This window comes from Paenibacillus sp. FSL H7-0357 (genome assembly GCF_000758525.1).
GTDB lineage: Bacteria > Bacillota > Bacilli > Paenibacillales > Paenibacillaceae > Paenibacillus_AQ.
This window is the reverse complement of record NZ_CP009241.1, coordinates 835,691-855,191: the sequence shown is the minus strand read 5'-3', so window position 1 is coordinate 855,191 and position 19,501 is coordinate 835,691. Positions and strand designations below refer to the sequence as shown.

The following is a 19,501-nucleotide window of genomic DNA, read 5'->3' as shown; positions in this document are numbered from 1 at the left end:
TGACCGCCAGTAGACTATGAAGAGTGCTCCCCCGGCTGTTCGTCGGGGCACTCTCCCGCTCTCGCCGCGATAATAACGGACAGATAATCTTCTATCATATGCCGGCTAATATTCATTTCGTTAAGATATAAATCGGCCAGTGTTTTTTTGAACCGCAACAGCATCTCCCGGTCGTCAGCAGCTTCGGGAACCGGAGTATACTGTACCAAAAACACTGTTCTCGCCACATCATATAGTAAATCTCCATGACACACGTTCATGAAGTCAATAACAACGGGCTGCCCGCTTACGAGCAATATATTACCGGGATGAAGATCGCCATGGCAAAGGGTGTCTCCATCCTTAAGTTTATCCAGAATCCCGCATATTTGTCCGTGATCCATTCTTTTAGATGACGGAACATTTAATAGATGATATTTTAGAAATTCTTTGTAATTCAATACATCACTGACTTTGTTCTGAAGAATTGTCTTATGCAGTCTTGCCGTATATTCAGCGCAGCCCTGAAGGTCGCCTGTCCTCAAAACCCAATTCAACAGGGATTCCCCATCCACCTTCTCATATATAATGCCCATGCGCTCTTCACAGCTAATCATTTCATAGGCCTTTGCTTTGGCAAAGCTCATATCATTGATCATTCTGGTGTTTTGAAACTCTGTTTCCACATCACTTTGGGGGTAACCCGCAGCGAAAAGCTTAAGCACTTTCCCTTCTTCCCATTCATATACGGTCGCCGTATTACCCTCACCCATGATCTTCCCATATTTCATTTAGACCACACTGCCTTTTCATATTAATTTTTTCGAAAAACACGACATTTTTAGATGATTGAAATGAACAACAACAGGTTGGAATAGTGCAATAATTCCGGGGCGGGTCGTGATATTATGGCAGCATAAACCAGGAATGGAAGTGTTTTTTCATGCACAAGGATCTGGAAGCAGCCTTTAACAAAGTCGTAGAGATTTTAAAAAAAGATCAGCGCTGCAAAGGCGGCTGGCACTATGGGTCGATCAGCAGAGGGGCAGAAGATATTTATTCGGATTATGATCCTGTTTTTCTGGTAGCGGATAAGGACTTTGAATCTTTTGCCGCAGATGTGCCCGCAGTTCTTGCCGCTGCTTCAGATGAGCTTTTAATTTTTTGGGGCGAAAGCTTTAATAATGAGCATTTCAAAAATTACTGCAGTGTGCTTCGTATAGACAGCCAGCTGCACCAGTTCGATTTCTTCATTATTAATGCTGATTATCCTGAAGAATGGATGTGCAGGCAGCATTGCAAAGGCTGTACAAGAGATCAGCTTATTTTTGACAGAGCCGGTGAAGCAGCAGCGTTCCTTGATCAGGGTTATCGTACAGATAATAATCTCCCCGACACTGTAAGAGCTATGGATACTTACTGGTTACATACAGAGATGTTGATTAAATACTTTAAGCGAAAGGATCTATTTAAAATCATCAAGAATATGGATGTGTTGTTCCATTCGCATGTAGACCTGCTGTTAAGCTTACAACTGCAGAATTTCATGATTTAGAAGCTGCTGTCAAAAAGAGCATAGCCCTATTTCAAGTGGACGCGGCAGAAATATGCAAGGCTAAGGGTATTGAGTATCCTGACAAAATAGCTGCGCAGATTACAGCATACTTTCATAACAGAATAGACTCAGAGGCTTAAGGATGATGATCTTGGCAACCGGTATTCCCTGCTGTTTAGCGGGGAATGAGCCGGCTGTATTGTCTGGAGAGAAACTTCATATAGATCAGCAAGTATTTGCGGCTGATCAAGGCAATTCCACCAACAAACAGGCTGAACAGAAGGGCAACAGGGATGCTCCACGCGTAGGGAACTTCGTATCCGTTACCCAGGTTCATATTGATCCAGGAAACGCCGAAGCTGCGGATCACCCCTGCCAGCAAGATCAAAACTGCGCTAAAGCCAAAGCCATAAGCGATAGTAGCCAGGATCGGAATAATCATGATACTGAGCAATCCGGTAGTGCAATAAAAAGTCACCATCTGCCACAGGGATTTCAGCGACAGGCTCCTGCCCCGGCCCATCATATATTCACTTTGGTAAGCCTTGGCCAGCTTGCGCGGATTGCCAAGTCGAGCTAATATGACCGCCTCCGGCTGGCCGCTCGCCATGCCGTCAGCTATGCTGCTTTCAATTTCCCGGACAGCATCTACCCGTTCCTCCTCAGGCAAAAAATCCAATGCCTCATAAAACCTGCGAAGATAATCATTCGAGTTTGTTTCCATTTGTGTTTCCCTCCAACTGAACATGTATTTGCCGCACCTGATTACCTAATCAATACAGCTGAATTTGCCCGATAGCACCTACAACCTTGCTCCATTCCTCTGTCATGGAAGCAAGCAGCTCGCGTCCAGGCGGGGTGAGCGAATAATACTTGCGGCGCGGACCGGTCTCCGATTCCTTCCAAAAGGCTTCTAGATAATTCTCCTTAAGCAGCCGCCGTAAAAGAGGATAAAGCGTCCCCTCATTAACGGCCAGCACCTCCCATTGACCCAGCGCTGTCACCAGCTCATAACCGTAACGGGGCTGGCTGCTGATCAGCTGCAGGATGCAATATTCCAGCAGCCCCCGGCGCACCTGAGAAATCCATTCCGACATATCCAAAGCCATCCCCCCTTACACTACTATAATACCACACAGTACTGTGCGGCGTACACTAGTGAACAAACTTTATTTTCCTATTTTTTCTATGACTACCCCAAACAACAAATGATAACGTTTTCAAAATAGCCAAAGAAGAGAGACTGCCTAATGAGCTTAGCAGCCATCTCTTCTACATTATAGATTCCAGCAAATATCTCAATATGGTTTTACATCATACGCCTATACGTTTTTATGCACTTTTTCTTTGATCGGCATCAACAGGTCCAACTGGATCGTGCTGTCATCCGCCGCAAGCATGTACTTGTGGATGTAATTCAGATGTTCCTCCAAAAGACCGCTCATGTATTCGGGATCTCCTCCCGCATACTCGTATATTTCGTTGTTCTTCACCCACTCGCCAAGCCGCTCCCATTCGTCGAAAGCTCCCATGGGAATCATATGGGCGGCATAGAGGCCACCGGCAAAGGTTTTCTTGGCAAAGGGTGCCTCCACTGACAGCTCATCCGGAATGGTGATCCATCTTTCATAGCCATGATCACTCCCATCTGGCAGTTGTCCATCCGGATGATTGAACCCGATATGGCGGAAATCCGGCTTGATCTGCGGCAGCTTGTTTTTTTGAATAAACTCACAAATCGGTTCCTTCCCCTCAAGCTCCGCTGTCTTCCCAATAATATGCAGTGCGGCTACCGACATCGGCGGCAAATAAAGAATCCGCACCTCCCTGTCCGTCAGCTTCTCCAACCGGTCGTTCGCCCGATTTAAATCCTCCATCGTCTTGTCCTCCTTGAAATGGATTTTGCTTGTGATTAAGGAGTCGAACAGCGGCAGGATGGACACATCATCTAGCAGATTCCGCTTCAGATTCAGCTGAGTACTTTCATTCAGTCGGACGATGAACGTGTTCAGAATGGTGCGTATGGTAGAGAGCGCTGTAATTTCATCCGCTACCTGCTTCAGGTTCTGTTCAAACGTTGCGATGATTTCCGCCGAATCCTTGCTCTCCAGAATCACAATGATTTGCTTTAGCGGAATCCTAAGCTTCCGCAACACCACGATTTGCTGCAGACGCAGCACCGTTTGGGCATCATAGGTCCGGTATGCATATTCCGCTACCTTTGTACTTTGGATCAGTCCGATTTGCTCATAGTAGCGCAACGTGCGCGTAGAGAGCTTAAAGCTTTTGGATATCTGGCTAATGGTCTGAAGCTCCATGCGACTCCTCCTCTCAGGGCCATTGTAAAGTGCGACGCGACGTCAAAGTCAAGGACCCATATTCAACCCGTTCCTTCTCTAATTCCGCAAAATCAATCAAACCCCTTCCAAAGAGTTCAATCGATTGTAACAAGAAAATATTCCAGTAGCCGATACTTGGCCGTTTGATAATGTTATAATCACCTTGATTTATTCATTCTTTTTCCAGCAAGAGTGAAAGAACATTCAGAAACAGGTGATTAGATGTTCGAACTAAAATGGCTGTGGCAGAACCTGGAGGGAAACCGTACGCGGTACATTCTGGCGCTCTGCCTCTCGGTGGTAGGCTCAAGCCTTACGATCGTGAATCCGTACATCAGTCAGCGCATTGTCGACACGTTCATAGCCAGCGACAATGCGCAGCAGAATCTCACACAAGAGCGGGGGCTCTTGATCGCGCTCTGCCTGGGCATGATCGGCTTTTCCCTGCTCCGCACGGGTCTTGCTTATTTGACAACCATGCAGTACGAAAAGTCCTCGCAGAACATGATGTACAACATCCGTATTTATTTGTACAACAAGATTCAGGGGCAGGACAGGGAATATTACGACCATAACCGCACCGGCGACCTCATGACCAAGATGACCGGCGATCTGGACATGGTCCGGCACTCTATGGCATGGATTTTCAAGACGATCATCGAATCGTTAACGATTTTCCTTGCTGCCGTTATCTATTTTTTCACAATAGATGCGGAGTTGACGCTGTGGATGCTTATCCTGTCACCACCGATTTTTATCGTGGCCTTCATCTTTGCCAAACGCGTCCGTCCCATGTATATTGACCTGCGCGAGCGGTTGTCCCAGCTTAACACCACTACACAGGAGAATATTTCAGGCAACCGTGTAGTCAAGGCTTTTGCCCGCGAGGAGTTCGAGATCGAAAAATTCACAGAGAAGAATGTCAACTATTCAACAGCTAACAAAAAGGCTGCCCTGGTATGGCTTGATTACTTTCCTTATCTGGAATCCTTCGCTCAGGGCTTCAACGTCATCCTCATGCTGGCTGGCGGGCTGTTCCTTATGGAAGGCCGGATCACTTTTGGTGAATTCGCTGCCTTCTCTTCGCTCATCTGGGCCATATCCAACCCGATGCGCAACATTGGGATTATTATCAACGACATTCAGCGCTTTTTTGCCAGCTTGACTAAAATCATCGACATCTATTATGCCCGGCCTAATATTGTAAACGAACATAAGTCCATACAGAAACGCCGTTACGAAGGCCGCATTGAGTTCGATCAGGTGCGCTTCAAATATGATAGCGCTACCGTGCTGGACGATGTCAGCTTTACAGTTGAACCCGGTGAAACGATAGCGATCATGGGCTCGACGGGATCGGGTAAAACGACAATCATCAACCTGATCCCCCGCTTCTACGACGTATCCGCAGGACGTGTGCTGGTAGACGGCGTGGATGTCCGCCAGCTTGAGCTCGATGAGCTCCGCGACAATATCGGCATGGCAACCCAGGATGTACTCTTGTTCTCCGATACCATCGACGGCAACATCGCCTATGGCGACCCCGATCTTCCGGAGGAAGAGGCCATGGCCTATGCCGGGCTCGCAGCTGCCCACGACTTCATCTCCAAAATGCCCGAAGGGTATGACACCGTTGTCGGGGAACGTGGGGTTGGACTGTCCGGAGGGCAAAAGCAGCGTATTGCGCTGGCGCGGGCCTTGGCGGTCCACCGTCCTATTCTGATTCTGGACGATACAACCTCTGCCGTTGACCTTGAGACGGAGGAACACATTCAGAAAAGTCTGCGCGATCTGGACTATCCCTGCACGAAGATCATTATCGCGCAGCGGGTGTCTACTACCTCGCAGGCTGACCGCATTCTCATTCTGGATGGCGGACGCCTGATTGAAGAGGGTACTCACGCCGAACTGCTGGCGAAACGGGGCTACTACTACGATGTGTTTATGCTGCAGAACGAAGGTATTGGAAGGCAGGTGACCGCTAATGGCAAGGAATAAATTCGACGTCGATGAGAATCTGGAATCGCCGTTTAATATCAAACACTTCCGTCGTGCAATGGTGTATATCAAACGGAAGAAAAAGCCCATGATCTTTGCGTTTGTGCTCAGCGCGATTTCAGCGGCCATTTCACTGTCCGCTCCACTGATCATGCAGCATGTCGTCGACGTGACCATTCCCGCCAAAGCCAAACTTCCGCTGCTGGGCTGGTCCGCGCTGATGCTTGTGACCATCGTGGTCAGTGTTATTCTGGCTACCTATCGCTCACGCATCATGACAAGCGTCGGACAGGACATTATTTTTGACATCCGCACGGATTTGTTTAAGCATCTGCAGGATTTGCCTTTCAAATATTATGATGACCGGCCGCAGGGCAAAATCCTGATCCGGGTCGTGAATTACGTCAATTCGGTTTCGGATGTGCTGTCCAACGGTATTATCAACTTTGTTCTGGAAATTGTGAATCTGGTCTTTATTGCCGCATTCATGTTCGCCGTCGATGTACGGCTCTCGTTCGTTATCCTGGCAGGACTGCCCGTATTCTTCGGCATCATGCTGCTGATCAAAACCCGGCAGCGCCGGGCATGGCAGGCGGTGTCCAACAAAAGCTCCAATCTGAACGCCTACCTGCAGGAAAGCATCAGCGGCATCGGCGTCACCCAAATGTTCAACCGTGAACAGCGCAATGAGGGAATTTTCACGCGTCTGGCCGGCAATTTCCGCAAGGAATGGATAACAGCGGTGCGTTTCAACATGCTGATCCCGTTTAGCGTCGACAACCTGAGCACCATCGTTACAACGATGATCTTTCTGGTGGGTCTCCTGACGCTGGACCCTGTAAATGTCACCTTTGGTGTGATTCTTGCCATGAGCAGCTATGCCGCCCGCTTCTGGCAGCCGATTCTGAATCTCTCGAACCTGTACAATAACTTTATCAATGCCGTCGCCTACCTGGAGCGTATCTTCGAAACGCTGGATGAGCCGGTTACCGTCAGCGATATTCCGGATGCGAAGACACTGCCGCCTGTACAGGGCCACGTCACCTTCGACAACGTAACCTTCGCCTATGATCCGGGGCTTAACATTCTGGAGAACATCTCCTTTGATGTTCTGGCAGGACAAAGCATCGCCCTGGTGGGTCCGACAGGCGCAGGCAAAACAACGGTCGTCAATCTGATCTCCCGCTTCTACAATCTTACCGGCGGCAGGATTCTTATGGACGGACAGGATATCTCGCAGGTTACGCTGAAGTCCCTTCGCAGCCAGATGGGGATCATGCTGCAGGACAGCTTCATTTTCTCCGGGACCATCCTGGATAATATCCGTTACGGCAAACTCGATGCTACTGAGGAAGAAGTGATCGCTGCGGCCAAGACCGTTTGTGCCGACGAATTCATCCGTGAGTTTGATCAGGGTTACCTGACAGAGGTTAATGAACGTGGCTCCAAGCTCTCGCAAGGACAGCGGCAGCTCATTTCGTTCGCCAGAACGCTGCTGGCTGATCCGCGCATTCTGATCCTGGATGAAGCGACTTCTTCAATCGACGCGAAAACTGAACGTCTGCTCCAGAAGGGCCTCAATGAGCTGCTTAAGGGACGCACCTCGTTCATTATCGCGCATCGTCTGTCCACCGTAAAAAACTGCGACCGCATTATGTATGTCGCAAACAAAGGTATCGCGGAAAGCGGGTCGCATGACGAGCTTATAGCACGCAAGGGCCACTATTACCGGCTTTATACGGCGCAGAAAATGGAAGCTTAGCCACTAAATCAAACTCAGACATTATTCTATAGCTGTCATAATCCCTTTCAGGCCCAACCTGGAAGGGATTTTTTTATTCGCTAAAATCTTCGGCACAGGAGCAGCAAAATTTATCGGCAAAGCTTTGAAAGCATATGGGGATATGCAAACTGAGGCAAAACGCCACCAATTTAAGCTCAGGCCGCTTACGCAGCCTGAGCTTCCTAATTCTAAGGACTACTTCCCGGCCAGCAAACGGCTGGAAATCACCCTCTGTGTATTTTTAGCTTCCATTAGTTATTCGCGGACGGGATCTTTACCAGCACGTTATAGTCCAGACCTGGCTTCAGATCCTTCAGGATGCCATCTTCAATCAAACGGCCATCAACATACACTTCTATTGTCTGAACGCCCGGTTCCCGCTTCATATCAATATGCAGCTCTGCGCCCCTGAAGCTGCGCTTCACCTTCACTCCCTGCCAAGCGGATGGAAGCTGCGGCTTAAATTGCAGTCCCGCCGGATTCCCCTGCAATCCAAACAGGCCATCAATCAGACAGCGATACACCCACGGAACTGTCCCCGTGTTAAAAAGATGACTGGAACGTCCGGCTGTATGCGGAAACTGTCTATAGGCGCCACGGTAATAGTTCGGAATAAAGACCGGCAATTGGCCCCGCCGGATGAGATCCTCCGCGTCCGGTCCCGGGATCATCTTGCGCAGCAGCCGGTACGCATCCTCCTTCTCTCCTACTGCATACAGCCCGTAGATATAAAAGGCAGCCGCATGATTGTATACAGCTCCATTCTCAGCCGTTCCCGGGTGCTTCTGCGTGACTCTGCCCACATCCTCGCGCATTGAAGTATAGGAGGGTGCCAGCTTCTCCACACCGTACGGGGTTTCCAATTGCTCTCTGACCGCCCGGATGAGCTTCTCCTGCTTCACTTCATCGGCAGCCCCGCTGAGCAGCGCCCATCCCTGGGGGTTAATGAAAATCCGGCCTTCCTGATCTGCACTGATGCCGAAGACCACATTGTCATCGGTTATTCCCCTTGCATACCAGTCGCCATCCCATAAGTAGGTGTTGACTGCAGCATTCATTTCATCCGCCGCCAAACGGAACTCGTTGCTGAACTCCGGCCGGCTGCTATGTTCACAGAGATCAGCCCAGATCATACATGCATAAGCCGTAGCTATCGTCAGCCATCCGGAAACCCCTTTCCCCTGGTAGCCAACCATATTCATGGGGTCGCACCAATCGCCTTGATTGATATAATTCAGCCCCCGTTCATCCCGCTCATGGATAAGCCAGTGCATGGCCCGGTTAATATGTTCAAATACAGTTCCATTCTCCTCTCCACCTGCATAAGGAACCCTCTCGTCCAGGATGGAATAATCATTCGTTTCATCCAGATAGGTACTGAGGCAAATAGGCAGCCAGACGCAATGATCCGTATGCGGAACCTGATTAATATATTTCAGTTCAGCACCCTCATGCAAAATAATACCGTCCGGCATGGCTCCGCTTACATTTTGCTGGCTTACAGCCTTCAGGAAAGCCTCTCTTGCCACCTGCGGCTTAATATAGCTCATCCCCATATTATCCTGCAGATAGTTACGGGTCTGGGGATCTGTCGTCAGGCGGTTGGTCTGGCCATGATAATACATTTGCCGGGGCAGCCAATGGTTCACAAAGTTATCCAGATCGGCGTCAGGAGTGGTGATCGTAAGGCAACCTCTGCCTTCCTCTATGTAATCCGCGTACTCCCGTTCTGCTAGAACAAACCCATCCTTACCACTGGAATCACAGTCCAGAAAATAATGCTGGCGGATTTGGGCAATCTCCCGCTCATCGCGGGCCGGACCAAAGATAAACCGGTATTCCCGCTCTTCCCCCGGGTCCAGATTTATTCTGTACTGCAGGACTGCAACAGGCGTTTCATAGCGGGCCTCCCCTTTGGATAAGGTTTCCTGCTTGATGGCTGACGGTGATGTTATACCGCCTTCGCCTTCAAAGGCCTCCTGATTAACTTCCCATGCGGAAGGCTCATGATCGGCGAGCAGGAAGGTTTGGTCTTTCAGATGTTTGATCTTGTCGTAATCCTGATACTTCTGATAAGGGGTAACGGAGGAAGCTACAATTCCCTGCAGATCTTTCTTGTACTCTCCGGATTGATTCATCCATAACATATAGCCTACGGTAAAGTAGGGATAGATGCTTATGTTTCTTTTATTCGACGAAAGGTTCGTCACCTTCACCCGCCACAGCTCCATGGCATCCTCTTTCGGCAGGCTCAAGCTCATCTCGATACCGATGCCGCCGCTTGCAATCTTCCAGCTAATATTATGTTTGCCTACAGCAAAGGTATACTGATCAGGAAGCACGCGGACAGGTTCATACGGCGCAGAGAAAACTTCACCGCTCTCCTCATCCTTTACATAGACAAACCGGCCGGGATGATGTGCATAATAAGGCTGCTCCGGCTGCATGAACGTCTTGGCTTCCAAATTCGGCGCATAGGAATACTTGGCGGGTTCCGGCTGCATAAACTGGGCTACGGCATACCCGCGGCAGTTCATATGAATCATCATCTTCTCATTCCACAAAAACCCCGAAGCCTTTGGAAGCATTGTAGGACTTGTCAATTCGACATACTCATGATTTTCTGATGCTCTTATCATTTCCGTGCCTCTCTTTCTTCACCAGCTATAATTCCTAAATTATACCTTATCGCAAGAACGGTTGTCATAAATGTGGAGTTTGACACAGCTGTATTCTAAACCTGATTTTACATCTTAACACTGTAAAGATTATATGCTACAATCTTTACAGCGCTAAGATTAATGGAAGGATGCATCCATCACATGAAAGACAAACCCTATCACCACGGCAATCTGCGAAATCAGCTTATAGAAGCCGGCATCACACTTATTAATGAAGATGGTTTGAAGAGCTTCTCCTTGCGCAAGGTCGCAGCGAAATGCAGTGTCAGCCATACCGCACCGTACAGCCATTTTAAGAATATTGACGAATTGATTTACGCTATGGGCGAGCATGTCACTGCGCAATTTACGGACACACTGCGTACATCTATTCACGGAAAGGAGGGCACTCAGGAGGCGATTTCCTTGCTGGGGCAGGCCTACATTGACTTTTTCGTTGACCATCCGCAGTATTTTCAATTTCTTTTCTACCATTCGGATATCACCATTGACCTGGACCATTATAATTCGGATAACTATCCGCCGTTTGCTCTATTCCGCACAACAGCCTATCAGTTGTTTGAGAGCTTTGGCCTGCCGGAAGAAGAATATGCGAAGCAGCTGGTTGCCCTATGGTCAATGGTGCACGGAATGGCCTCACTGCTCACCAATAACGGGGTCCGGTATTCCGGAGATTGGCGGGATATCTTTACGCTCAAACCTGTATTTTAGGAGGATAACCCATGAAAATGATTATTCACGACTTGGATCCGCAACAATTTGCGGCATTGGTTGAAGACAACACCCCCGACGTAACTGTAATCTCCGACAATGGTACTATCCGTCATTGTATCGGCTGCTTCGGGTGCTGGATCCGGACGCCTGGAGTCTGTGTTCTGAAGGACGGCTATAACAACATGGGGGAACTTCTCTCGAAATGCGATGAACTGATGATTATCAGTAAATGTGAATATGGAAGCTACAGTCCTTTCATCCTCAATGTGTTGAACCGGAGCATTTCCTACGTGCTGCCTTATTTTGTAACCAAAAACGGTGAAACCCATCACCGCAACCGTTATGACCGTGAATTTGCCCTGACCGTGCATTTTTACGGTGAAGACATCACTGAAGCCGAGAAAGGAACAGCACAAAAGCTTGTCGCAGCAAATAGCTTAAATTTGTATTCCTCAGGGAATTCGGTTTATTTTCATAACGGACTGCAGGCCGTCAAGGAGGTACTGGCATGAACATCGCCATGATCAACGGAAGCCCCAAGCTGCGAAAAAGCAATTCAGACCACCTGCTGAAGACACTGGAGCCGCTCATAAGCACCGGGCATGAAATCACCCATTATAACATTAACAAAAAACCGCTGACCCCCGGGCAATATAGCGAACTGTGCGGCATGGATATATTGATTATTGCCTTCCCGCTTTATGTGGACGGAGTCCCGTCCCATCTATTCAGAATGCTTGTTACCCTTGAGGAATACATGAAAACGCGGCGTGAGAAGGATATTTACGTTTATACCCTGATGAATAATGGTTTTTTTGAAGGGAAGCAGAATCACATTGCCCTTGAGATCATTCAGAACTGGTGCATCCGTTCCGGTCTAATTTTCGGGCAGGGTCTCGGTCAAGGCGCCGGTGAAATGATGGACTTTATCGAGAAGGTTCCACTTGGAACGGGCCCGCTTAAGAATCTGGGCAAGGCCATGGAAAGCCTGGCTCATAATGTACATTCGCAAAGTATAGATGAATCTATGCTCTTCAGTCCAAACTTCCCGCGCTTCGCCTGGAAGTTTGCCGCGACCCACTCTTTCTGGAACGCCACCGCCAAGAAGAACGGCCTGAAGAAGAAGGACATCCGAAGAACCCTATAGCTTGCCTTGGGATTACGCATGAGACTTCAGCGGCCTCCCGCAGCGGACAGTACAAGGCAGGGAGTGCTCACTGTCTCCCGCCTTGCCCGCCGTCCGTCCCTTGACTGCCGCTTCTTCCCGGACCTCCACCCTTTATTCCCTGGCCGCCTCCACCCCGGTCCGTGCCGCCGTTCACTCCCGGGAACCCGTTCATTCTTAAGCCGGAGTCCGTTTTTGTGATTTTTTGAGCGGTTATGGCCTCGCATGAGGTGAGCACCAGTGAACAACCCAGCACTGCTGCAAGTAAGAAGATTGAGTATCTCTTGGTTCGCATCTTCAATCACCTCTTTCTGTTCAACATATAATCATATACGTCTTTGAATCCCATGTACGACAGCACGATCAATAGCGGATACACCGGATAGATATAACGGGACTTTATTTCCCACAGCAGATAGAATGCGATAAAACCCAGAACCACCAGAATTAAAGAGGTTTCCTCAAACCTTTTAGCCCTTATGCCGCCTATCAATCGAATGAGAATAAAGCCATACATCAGGAAATTCTGGACATACAGCACCCAGAGCAGACCGCTTCTATACTTCGAATCTCCTTTAAACAAATCCGTGGCAAAGGTAGTATAACTATAGCGGTCCATCCCAAACCCCGCTCTCCCTCCGCTTCTGGACGATCCGTCATTTCCAATGCCGTATCTCTCCATCTGGTACGTCCCTTCTGTCCAGGTCCACACCAGCTTTTTATAATACATTTCCGCGAGTTCACCCAGACTGGCCTCAGAGAGCTTATCGCCGATAGATGCCTTGAACAGCTCTACGCTGTCCGCTTTATTATAGTTTGCCTCTCTCTGGTATATATTGTAGCTCTGCTGATTGTCCCAGAACCCAAGGGTCTCCAGATTGATGCCCATATTCAGCCACATATAGACGGGAGCGGAATTCTTGTTCACCGGCTCATCTACGACATGCGTTGCCTGCAGTACAGCACTCTGGGTCCAGCCGGGCACATTGAACAGCAATACTGTTATGCCTATAGAAGCTAAGGCTTTCTTAAGCCCAAGGGTCCGGATGCTGAAGAGCAGACAGATCAGGACTGCGATCAGAAAGATCATCCCGGTGCTTCTGAAATAGTTGCCGATAGCCAGCAGAATGGCAGCCAGCAGGATATCCTTCATGGACATTCTTCGGAGGTACCTCACAGCAAAATATAAAGCGCTCGTCAGAAAAGCTGTAGCAATCACATCGTTATATATAAAATTGCTCATGAACAAGGAAGGAATATAGGTTGCGGCAATTATTAAAACCCCATAATCATTTTCTTTCGACCGGGCATTAAGCTCTTTATACAGCAAATAGACCATTAACGTTGTAACGAGCGAGAACAGGATGTTGAATATTTTGATCACCAGATAATTGTCCGGAAATAAGAACAGCAATGTTTTCAGGTACAGGACCATGGAGAAATTAAACGGAAACATATACAGATATCCCCCCGTTTGAAAAGAGGAATAATCCTGTTCATACAGCATATCCATCGCCAGCGACAGCACCGTTTGCGAATCATCCGTCGGCATCCGGGGAAACAGGAAAATGATCACGAGCTGGATCGCAAACGAAAACAGCAGCACAGCCGGAATTACGATTTTCCTGCTGTACCGGTTAAGCTTTAAACACATTCTGTACAGAACAAAGCTTACTGCCAGAACGGCCGCGGCCGCCAGGATAAACAGAACCCATTGTTGTTTCTCCAGAACCGTGGTGTCACCGTACACAGAGTAGGTATACTTTGCCCGGATAAAAAAGGAGGATGCGATAAAAAGTCCTATACAGAAAGCAAGCATGATATACAGTATTCTTTGAGTTCCCCTTACCATGGAAAACCTCCTATGCGTAATAGTTTCACAGCTTTATATTCTCTTGCCCCGATTCATAGACGTATTATAAACACCCAACCTGAATATCCAATGAAAATCGGGAGGGGCGAAATCCCCCGCCTATCACGAGCCCTATTGTGCCTGTGTATCCAAAAAAAAGACGCTGCGGGGAGCAATTCCCCGAGCGTCTTCCGGCGTTCATGTACATCAAAGGGATATTTTTATATGCTAAAAATAGAGCTTTTGAAAATGTATGATCCATAACGCCATTTCCTGCCGAATAAAGTGATCCGTACCACGAAAATCAATTGTACCGTCTGCGCCGCGAGTGATATCGGGGCCTGGCAGCCCTGCAGCCACCAGCAGCTTGACAGCCTCTTTCGTTTGAATGCCGGCAGGCTCCTGCTTTAAGCGGACCTTGCCAGCAGCCTGTTCGATAGCTTCTGATAACAAATGGGGCCCCGCCTGCCGGACAGCCTTCACCAGATATTCCGCTGCCTCAATGCGATTTAGCACACGGTTGACCCCGAAGCTAGCGGCTGAATCCGGCTCTACCAACCCCATTGCCAGCGCAACTGAAACCTCTGGCTCCGACCAGTTACCGACGACATCCTTATAAACCACAGGCTCTGCCGGAACTTTATCAAGCCCTAGCATCCTTGTCAGCATAACCGTCCATTCGGCCTTAGTCACCGGCCGGAGCGGAGCATACTTGTCATTTGCATGGCCCTTCACCAGCCCGAGAGCTGCCAAACGCTCGATATCCTTTTTATATACGCTGGTTTCCTGCAAATCTGCAAACCGACCGGGTCTTTTCTCAGCGTAAGCTACCGGATTGGTGTATTTCAAATGGCTAACCGATCCGTCAGCCGTTTCCTTGAATACAAGTATTTCACCGTTAGCATCCTCGAACATTAACCTGTCAATCTGCTTCAATATTATGCCTCCCCCTTGTCTCTGTGACGTATCCGTAACCGTAATCTCACCATCGCCCGTTGCCTCTACCTGCCACGACACAATGTAGACCCGCAAATCAGTGTAATTCCCCTCTAAGTATTTGAGATTCTGCCTTGAATCAGGTTTGAAGTTTTGTTGCTCCTCCTTGCCAAAAACATGCTCCATGAACAGGTTAGCCCATTCTCTGGCTACAAAGGCCGACCCCTCCATCTGATTTAAAAAAACTGCTACGCCCATTTGCTGATCAGGTGATAATATGATAAACGAGCTATAGCCAGGCACATCTCCACCCTTCATAATCAGGTGCTGGCCCTGTGTTTCTTTGGGTCTCAGCCAATTCTCGTATCCATAGCTTGTATCCGGCATAGCGGGATGTATGGCCACCTGATAATGAAGCATCGGCTCCAGCGATGCCTCGCTCCAAATCGTCTTGCCGTCATATTGGCCATTTGCCAGTTGTGCCTTAAGAAAATGCGCCATATTTTCCGGTGTCATAAGCATCCCCCCGGACGGTGAGGCAGAAGGCCCCATCAAATAAGGAGCAACAACCGTTTGATTGGCCTCATAGCCCACTGCCAAATTGGGCAGTTGTGCCTCCCGCAGCACAGCGAAGGAATTAGTCATGCCTAAATCAGCCAATAAGTGTTTTTCCATGTAATCGTCATAGGACAGACCTGATACCCGTTCAATAATATAACCCAGCAGATTATAGGCGTGATTATCATACATATAGGCTGACCCAGGCTCACGAACCACCTGGACTGGTTTGGACATCAGATAATCCTTCAAGGATAAATGGGCTGACAGATCTGAACGGAAATCCTCTTCAGACTCGACAACGGACTCAAAACCGGATGTATGAGTCAACAGATGATGGACAGTCACTGGCTTATTATATGGGTTATCAAGCTTCACCTCCCCCAGAATTCCCGTGATGTCTGCATGAAGATCAAGCTTGCCTGAATCCACCAGTTGCATAATAGCAGCAGCAGTAAAGGTTTTGGTGACAGATCCGATCCTGAACAAGGTATTTTCCGGATCGACGGGCTTTTTATTGGCCAGATCAGCATACCCGTATCCCTTTTGAAGTATGGTTCTACCCTCCTGCACCATGACAACAGCGCCTCCAGGTATACCATTCTCCTTACCAATAATTGATTTCATAAAATCATCTGTCATATTTCCAACCTGGTCAAAGTTAATCGTCTGCTCCATGCTGGTTACTTCCCCCCTTGATAGACTTGCCTCAGTTATCCCTGTCCACATCGTCATTCCCAAAATCAAGGATATAGCGACAGATAGCGTTTTACTCCATTTCACGTGCATCTCATTTCATTCCTTTGTAAAAACAGAGTGATCAGTCCGTTTTTATGATTTAATAAACAGAACGTTCGGTTTGTTTTTATGCTAGCATAGATTTTAACAGCCTGCAACCTGCTCAGTAATAGCTCAGATGTAGTAAACAGCTTGTGCACCTGCCTGCCAATTGTCAATCCAATAGTCATATGATATGCTTTTTTAGAAAATACGGACGCTTGTTTTGTACAAGGAAAGAGGTTTGAGTGCTGTGAAAAAGAAGACACGCCGCGCGGATACACCCACAAAAAAACGCATTGCAGAAACTGCAAAGACGCTTTTTTCCCAAAAGGGCTATTTAGGCACCTCCATTGAGGATATAGTCAGTGCTTCTGACAGCAGCAAAGGAAACCTGTATCATCATTTTAAAAATAAAGAAGGACTGTTCCTCTATTTAATCAATGAGCAAGTCGATCAATGGCTGGAGCAATGGGTTGCCAAAAAGACACGGTATACCAGCTTTACCGATACCTTATATGGTCTCGCCGAACATGTTGCCTTGGATCTGAAAAACCCGCTATCCCAGGCAGCAGATGAATTTAGCGGCTCCGAGACTGCCGATCCTGAGGTTATTGCCGAAATTGTTGCTGCAATCCAAAAACAGCGTGAAGTGTTTCTGCAAATACTGCAAGAGGGAATCCGTGAAGGACATATTCGGCCAGACTATGAGCTCGAGGATTTATCGGTCATCCTGTATGCATTGCTGGGTGGTCTCAGCGCTGCCCGCTATGATTGTGAACTGGACAGGCTGATCAAGCTCCACCGCACCGCTATTACAGTATTCCTGCAAGGCATTTCAGCTAAATGATTGGCTTCGTATGCATTATCCCTTTCAGATAGACACGCGAAAAAACCTCATGAGCTCATGAGGTTTTTTCGCGTGTCAAATCACGGCGAACGCTCCAGTTCAATAATCATCCCTAGGCGTTCGCCCTCGATCTGCGCGTCCAGCTTGCCCCCGTGCAGCCTGATGATCTCAGCAGCAATGGACAGCCCCAGCCCCGCGCCTTCGCCAGCCCGCGACGAATCCCGCTTGTAGAACCGTTCAAACAACCGCTGCAGCTCCCCGCTGTCCATCGCTTGGGCCGGCGTGCTCCACAATTCCAGCCGTACCGGGAATGGACGGCGGCTCTCTGCCACCGGTTCCCGGAGGCGGATGACAAGCTCCGTATCTGCGCGGCTGTATTTGAAGGCGTTAGACAACAGATTTTCGAGCACCCGGACGAATAGGTCAGCATCAACCTCCACATAAACCGACTGATCCGGCAGCAGCAGAACCGTCCCGATATGCGTATCCCTGCTTTGGGGATGGTATCCCTCCACAACCTGGCGCAGCAGCTCCTGCATATTCACCCTGCTCTTATTTATCACCGGCGGTTTCCATTTCAGCTTCGAAATTTCAAAAAACTCATCAATCAGCTTCTTTAAGTACCCGGTCCGCTCCTCCAGAACCTCGACATACCGCTCCCTTTCCAGCTCACTGCCATATGATTTCTCTTTGAGCAAACTGAGAAAACCCATGATGGAAGTTAACGGCGTGCGCAGGTCATGAGAAATATTCAGCAGAAAATCCTTCTCCTTGCTCCGGCTTGCGACGATTTGCTCGGCCATATCATTCAGTGCGGTAGCCATGGTGGTAAGCTCGTTGTTGTATTTTAACGGGATACGAGCCTGAAAATCAGTCGCGTACAGCGTATGCGTGCCCCGTTCGAGAGTGCGCATATACCGGATTCGCCCCCGGATGCCAAGATAAAAAAGCAGCAAAAACACAACAACACCCAGCAAAGATACAGGACTCTCGGTATAAGTAATCGTGCTTGCAGCCACCAGATAGAGCCCGTTTCCGAGCTTCCGCGTTTCCTGCAATTTTGTGCCGGAGCCGTTGTTATAGCTGATGTTGATGCCTTCCTCTGGTGAAAAGAAAACGATATTGTAGACCTGCTCCTCCTCGGGATTGCCGATCACGAAACCTCCAGCCTCCGGTGCAGGGGAATAATCTGCGGTAGACAGCAACGCCTTTCCCCCCGGCAATGTCTCTCCGGAGCGGACAATGACAACATGCGAATTGGCCTGAAGCAGCTCCCCCTGCCCGTTCACCACAGACACGACTACCTCCTCTGCGGCCCTAAAGCTTTTGTCGTAGTCCAAGGGAAACTTGTCCCGCAGCTCCTGCTCCAGCCGATGGGGAATAGCCGCCTCGCCTGCCCGGGCCTCCAGCCAAGCCGCCAGCGGATTGCCAACCTTCTCCCTGTAGCTCATCATCCGCTCCGCATCGGTCTGCGCCGGATAAAATAATGCCGAGCCTTTCAGAAAATGGGCTGTCAACGAAACTGCGACCAGCGTGGCTGCCAGTGACAGAATAAAAATCAGGACCAGTTCTCCGACTAGCCCTGTTTTAAGCTTCTTTGTCCACTTTATAACCAACACCCCAGACCGTTCTGATGTACTTGGAATTTTTGACGGTATCCCCCAGCTTGTCCCGCAGATTGCGGATATGGGTAAGCACGGTGTTGTCGCTCTCCAGATAGGCATCCTCCCAGACCAGCTCATAAATATCGCGTGAGGTAAACACCCGGCCTTTGTTCCTGGCCAGCAGCAGCAATATCCCATATTCTTTTGGCGTCATGTTGATCTCCACGCCATTTTTGGACACTGCATGCTCCTCCGGCAACAGAGTGATATCCTTAATCTGCAGCTCCCCCGGGGCTACAGCCGTCTTTTCCGCAGCCGCCGGCCTGCGCTTTAAAATCGCCGAGATTCGCAAGGAAAGCTCCGTCAGATCAAAAGGTTTCGTCACATAATCATCGCAGCCGGCAATGAATCCCCTGATTTTATCCTCCTGCTGATCCTTGGCGGTCAGGAAAATTACCGGAACCTCCGAGATCCCCCTAATCCGGCCAATCAGGTCAAAGCCATTCATGACCGGCATCATAATATCCAGTAAAATGAGCTGAAAGACCTCATTCCGAATGTGTTCCAGCGCCGTCTCCCCATCATAACAGGACGAAATGCTGTACCCTTCCCGCTTCAAAAATATTGATAAAAAGTCCACAATTGTCCGGTCATCATCCACAATTAAAATCCGGGCGCACATCTTGGCAAGCCGCCTTTCGTTCCCTATC

General features: G+C 48.9%; 17 protein-coding genes. 7 read left to right on the top strand and 10 right to left on the bottom strand.

Translation table 11 applies throughout. The features are described 5' to 3' along the window. Positions 1-14 precede the first annotated feature (14 nt). Positions 15-770 (bottom strand): aminoglycoside phosphotransferase family protein, encoded by a 756-nt coding sequence (locus H70357_RS03800; protein ID WP_038585948.1) that lies wholly within the window; start codon positions 768-770, stop codon positions 15-17. Positions 771-922: 152 nt separating this feature from the next. Here H70357_RS03800 and H70357_RS03795 point away from each other — a divergent pair, with 152 nt between their 5' ends. After that, positions 923-1,534 carry an adenylyltransferase gene (locus H70357_RS03795; RefSeq protein WP_197073651.1) on the top strand — a complete coding sequence of 204 codons (612 nt, stop codon included), beginning with the start codon at positions 923-925 and terminating at the stop codon, positions 1,532-1,534. A 175-nt stretch (positions 1,535-1,709) separates the two neighbouring features. Here the strand turns inward: H70357_RS03795 and H70357_RS34950 are convergent, their stop codons facing one another. The 3 genes from H70357_RS34950 to H70357_RS03780 all read right to left on the bottom strand — a co-directional run bounded on the left by H70357_RS34950 (position 1,710) and on the right by H70357_RS03780 (position 3,852). Continuing rightward, complete coding sequence (locus tag H70357_RS34950; protein WP_081965673.1) at positions 1,710-2,258, bottom strand: DUF1700 domain-containing protein; 549 nt, start codon at positions 2,256-2,258, stop codon at positions 1,710-1,712. Between the two features lie 49 nt (positions 2,259-2,307). After that, a complete protein-coding gene (locus tag H70357_RS03785; protein ID WP_052092434.1) occupies positions 2,308-2,631 on the bottom strand; it encodes a PadR family transcriptional regulator in 324 nt (107 codons plus the stop codon). A gap of 225 nt (positions 2,632-2,856) precedes the next feature. Continuing rightward, positions 2,857-3,852 (bottom strand): effector binding domain-containing protein, encoded by a 996-nt coding sequence (locus H70357_RS03780; RefSeq protein ID WP_038585942.1) that lies wholly within the window; start codon positions 3,850-3,852, stop codon positions 2,857-2,859. Positions 3,853-4,095: 243 nt separating this feature from the next. Here H70357_RS03780 and H70357_RS03775 point away from each other — a divergent pair, with 243 nt between their 5' ends. Next, the gene (locus H70357_RS03775) at positions 4,096-5,871 is read left to right on the top strand and encodes an ABC transporter ATP-binding protein (protein WP_038585939.1); all 1,776 of its coding nucleotides are present in this window, start codon (positions 4,096-4,098) and stop codon (positions 5,869-5,871) included. Next, a complete protein-coding gene (locus H70357_RS03770) occupies positions 5,858-7,633 on the top strand; it encodes an ABC transporter ATP-binding protein (protein WP_038585936.1) in 1,776 nt (591 codons plus the stop codon). Before H70357_RS03775 ends, H70357_RS03770 begins: the two co-directional genes overlap by 14 nt. Before the next feature lie 272 nt (positions 7,634-7,905). Here the strand turns inward: H70357_RS03770 and H70357_RS03765 are convergent, their stop codons facing one another. Next, positions 7,906-10,293, bottom strand: a complete 2,388-nt coding sequence (locus tag H70357_RS03765) for a GH36-type glycosyl hydrolase domain-containing protein (protein WP_038585934.1) — start codon at positions 10,291-10,293, stop codon at positions 7,906-7,908. Positions 10,294-10,476: 183 nt separating this feature from the next. Here H70357_RS03765 and H70357_RS03760 point away from each other — a divergent pair, with 183 nt between their 5' ends. Genes H70357_RS03760 through H70357_RS03750 form a run of 3 tightly spaced genes read left to right on the top strand, consistent with a single transcriptional unit; the run spans position 10,477 to position 12,196 of the window. Beyond that, positions 10,477-11,046: a TetR/AcrR family transcriptional regulator gene (locus H70357_RS03760; RefSeq protein WP_038585932.1), complete on the top strand. Its 570-nt coding sequence runs from the start codon at positions 10,477-10,479 to the stop codon at positions 11,044-11,046. An 11-nt stretch (positions 11,047-11,057) separates the two neighbouring features. Continuing rightward, on the top strand, positions 11,058-11,561 hold the full coding sequence (locus tag H70357_RS03755) for a flavodoxin family protein (protein ID WP_038585930.1): 504 nt from the start codon (positions 11,058-11,060) through the stop codon (positions 11,559-11,561). Further along, positions 11,558-12,196: a flavodoxin family protein gene (locus tag H70357_RS03750; protein ID WP_038585928.1), complete on the top strand. Its 639-nt coding sequence runs from the start codon at positions 11,558-11,560 to the stop codon at positions 12,194-12,196. Before H70357_RS03755 ends, H70357_RS03750 begins: the two co-directional genes overlap by 4 nt. A 67-nt stretch (positions 12,197-12,263) precedes the next feature. On the opposite strand, the gene H70357_RS03745 is transcribed toward H70357_RS03750, so the two are convergent. From H70357_RS03745 to H70357_RS03735, 3 genes are all read right to left on the bottom strand, one after another. Continuing rightward, positions 12,264-12,509 carry a hypothetical protein gene (locus H70357_RS03745; protein ID WP_038585925.1) on the bottom strand — a complete coding sequence of 82 codons (246 nt, stop codon included), beginning with the start codon at positions 12,507-12,509 and terminating at the stop codon, positions 12,264-12,266. Positions 12,510-12,515: 6 nt separating this feature from the next. Then, positions 12,516-14,066, bottom strand: coding sequence for a glycosyltransferase family 39 protein (locus H70357_RS03740; protein WP_038585922.1), 1,551 nt, complete (start codon positions 14,064-14,066; stop codon positions 12,516-12,518). A gap of 228 nt (positions 14,067-14,294) precedes the next feature. Next, the gene (locus H70357_RS03735) at positions 14,295-16,238 is read right to left on the bottom strand and encodes a serine hydrolase domain-containing protein (RefSeq protein WP_052091804.1); all 1,944 of its coding nucleotides are present in this window, start codon (positions 16,236-16,238) and stop codon (positions 14,295-14,297) included. 352 nt (positions 16,239-16,590) lie between these two features. On the opposite strand from H70357_RS03735, the gene H70357_RS03730 reads away from it, so the two are divergent. After that, positions 16,591-17,187, top strand: a complete 597-nt coding sequence (locus tag H70357_RS03730; RefSeq protein WP_038585919.1) for a TetR/AcrR family transcriptional regulator — start codon at positions 16,591-16,593, stop codon at positions 17,185-17,187. 80 nt (positions 17,188-17,267) lie between these two features. Here H70357_RS03730 and H70357_RS03725 read toward each other — a convergent pair whose 3' ends face one another. Together H70357_RS03725 and H70357_RS03720 are read right to left on the bottom strand one after the other, a co-directional pair. Further along, positions 17,268-18,806, bottom strand: a complete 1,539-nt coding sequence (locus H70357_RS03725; protein WP_156130808.1) for a sensor histidine kinase — start codon at positions 18,804-18,806, stop codon at positions 17,268-17,270. Next, positions 18,775-19,473 carry a response regulator transcription factor gene (locus H70357_RS03720; RefSeq protein WP_038585916.1) on the bottom strand — a complete coding sequence of 233 codons (699 nt, stop codon included), beginning with the start codon at positions 19,471-19,473 and terminating at the stop codon, positions 18,775-18,777. Before H70357_RS03720 ends, H70357_RS03725 begins: the two co-directional genes overlap by 32 nt. Between the last annotated feature and the right edge of the window lie 28 nt (positions 19,474-19,501).